Raw genomic sequence first — 2,685 nt, forward strand, 5'->3', positions numbered from 1 at the left:
CAGTTCGCGCCAGACGCCCGGGGCATCCAGCACGTCCAGCAGCCAGCGCGCGGCCACCGCCGCGTCGGGACGGTAGGGCTGCGTCATCGCTTCAGCCTCCGCACAGGGCGCGGATGTCCGCGGGGATCGGGATTGCCTTGATGCGGTCCGGGTCGTCCGGGTGGCGGATGCAGAAGGCGCGCGTCTCGCGCCCCTCGCACAGCACGTCGTCGCCCCGGCGCACCACGTGGTGCTGGATGAAGACCTTCTCGCGCCACTCCTCCACCCGCGTGTGCACCTGCAGGCGCTCGCCGTAGGTGGCGGGTTTGAGGAAGCGGGTGTGGATCTCCAGCAGCGGCGTGCCGATGATGCCGCGCGTCTTGACCAGCTCGCGCCAAGGCGGCACGCCGCACTGCACGAAGAAGTGCAGCGACGCCGCGTCCATCCACTTGCTGAAGTTGGGGAAGAAGACGATGCCGGCCGGATCGCAGTCGCCGAACATCACCTCCACCTCGTAGACCGTGGTCTTGCTCATGCGCAGGGCCTCCGGCAACGGTCAACGCGGGGCCAGGCGCAGCGCGCCGTCCAGCCGGATCACCTCGCCATTGAGGTGGCCGTTGGTGACGATGTGGCAGGCCAGATCGGCAAACTCCTGCGGGCGGCCCAGCCGCGACGGGAACGGGATGCTGGCCGCCAGCGACTGCTGAACCGCCTCGGGCAGGGTGCGCATCAGCGGCGTGTCGAACAGCCCGGGCGCGATGGTGCAGACCCGAATGCCATGCTGCGCCAAGTCGCGCGCCATGGGCAGCGTCATGCCGACCACACCGCCCTTGGAGGCACTGTAGGCCTGCTGGCCGACCTGGCCGTCGAAGGCCGCCACGGAGGCGGTGAACACCATCACGCCACGCTCGCCACCCTCCAGCGGGGGCAGGGCGGCGCAGGCGGCGGCGAACAGGCGCGCAGCGTTGTAGGTGCCGATCAGGTTGACGCGCACGACGCGCTCGAAGTCTTCCAGCGGGGCGGGCTGGCCGTCCTTGCCGACGATGCGCCGCGCGGTGCCGATGCCGGCCACGTGCATCAGGATGCGCGCCGGGCCGAGCGCCGCGGCAGCCTGGGCGAAGGCGTCGCGCAGGCCGTCGGCGCTGGCCACGTCGGCGGCGAGCGCCAGCGCGGTGCCGGCGCCATGGGCGGCGTTCAAGTCGGCGGCGACGCGCGCGGCGGCCTCGCCCGACAGGTCGATGACGGCCACGCGTGCGCCACGGGCGGCCAGCTCGCGTGCCGTGGCTTCGCCGAGGCCGGAGCCGGCGCCGGTGACCAGGGCGGTTTGTCCATTCAGTTGCATCGGTGTCTCCTGAGGGGCCGCGGGGAGGGCGGCCCAGCGTTGGGGGGTGGATCAGGTGGCGGTCGGAGCGTCGGGGTTTTCCAGCAGCAGCGCGATGCCCTGGCCGCCGCCGATGCAGGCCGAGGCCACGCCCCAGCGCCCGCCGCAGGCGCGCAGCGCGCGCGCGCAGGTCAGTGTCAGCCGCACGCCGGTGGCCGCCAGCGGATGCCCGAGCGCAATGGCGCCGCCATGCACGTTCAGGCGCGCCTCGTCCAGCCCCAGCTCGCGCGCCACGGCCAGCACCTGCGCGCCCTGCGCCTCGTTGATCTCGAAGCGGTCGATGGCGTCCAGCGCCAGCCCCGCGCGCTGCAGCAGCAGGCGGATGGCCGGCGCCGGGCCGATGCCCATGATCTCCGGCGGCACGCCAACCACCGCAGCGGCCACCACGCGCGCCAGCGGCGAGCGGCCGGTGCGCGCACGCCAGTCGTGCGCAAACGCGCCGCCCGCCACGACCGCGGCCGCCGCAGCATCCACCAGTGCCGAGCTGTTGCCGGCCGTCTGCACGCCCCCGGCGTGCACCGGGCGCAGGCGCGCCAGCGCCTCCAGCGGCGACGGGCGCGGGTGGGTATCGGTGTCGACGCGCTCCACTTTCGGCGGCAGGCGCAGCGCCCGCGGCGCGTAGCCCTCGCGCTCGAAGGTGGTGGGGGTGACGGGCTCGATCTCGCCCGCCAAAAAGCCACTCGCCTGCGCCGCCAGTGCCCGCTCGAACGAGCGCGCCGCGTAGGCGTCCACCTCGGCGCGGGTGAGACAATAGCGGCGCGCCAGGTTCTCGGCGGTGCCGATCATGTCGACGCCGGCGGCCGGGTCCTTCAGCGCCTCCCACATGAAGTCCTCGAACTTGACCGGTGCCCCGAGCTTGAAGCCGGTGCGGTGCTCGAAGGCGGCGATGGGGTTGCGCGTCATGCTCTCGGTGCTCGCCACCAGCGCCACCTCGACGCCGTCGCGCAGATGCAGCCCGGCCTGGCGGAACAGCTCGAAGCCGGTGCCGCAGATGCGCTGCACCATCAGCGCCGGCACGTCGATCGGCACACCGGCGTACAGGCCGATGTGGCGCGGCAGCATGTACTGAAAGCTGTCGCCGGGGGCCATGTTGCCGGCCAGCACGGCGCCGACCGCTTCTGGCGCGACGTCGGCGCGGCGCAGCGCCGCGCGCGCGGCGTGGATGCCCAGGTCGGTGGGCGACAGGCCGCCGAAGGCGCCGCAGTAGTCCACCATCGGCGTGCGCGCGCCGTCCAGAATCCAGCAGTCGTCGAACCGGTTGAACAGGCCGCGCGGCTGGCGCAGGGGGTCGCTCATGGCAAGGTCCTCGTGGAGGGGGTGTCGGT

Annotated in this window: 3 protein-coding genes; all 3 read right to left on the reverse strand. The window is 73.3% G+C overall.

Annotated elements, in window-relative coordinates; genetic code table 11:
• Positions 1-91: 91 nt before the first annotated feature.
• Genes V7026_RS11320 through V7026_RS11330 form a run of 3 tightly spaced genes read right to left on the reverse strand, consistent with a single transcriptional unit; the run spans position 92 to position 2,656 of the window.
• On the reverse strand, positions 92-514 hold the full coding sequence (locus V7026_RS11320) for an acyl-CoA thioesterase (protein WP_143890252.1): 423 nt from the start codon (positions 512-514) through the stop codon (positions 92-94).
• 21 nt (positions 515-535) lie between these two features.
• Positions 536-1,321: an SDR family NAD(P)-dependent oxidoreductase gene (locus V7026_RS11325; RefSeq protein WP_334155480.1), complete on the reverse strand. Its 786-nt coding sequence runs from the start codon at positions 1,319-1,321 to the stop codon at positions 536-538.
• A gap of 51 nt (positions 1,322-1,372) precedes the next feature.
• Positions 1,373-2,656: a thiolase family protein gene (locus V7026_RS11330; RefSeq protein WP_334155481.1), complete on the reverse strand. Its 1,284-nt coding sequence runs from the start codon at positions 2,654-2,656 to the stop codon at positions 1,373-1,375.
• Positions 2,657-2,685: the final 29 nt, after the last annotated feature.

Source organism: Tepidimonas sp. (assembly GCF_036825565.1).
In the GTDB taxonomy this organism is placed as follows: Bacteria; Pseudomonadota; Gammaproteobacteria; order Burkholderiales; family Burkholderiaceae_C; genus Tepidimonas.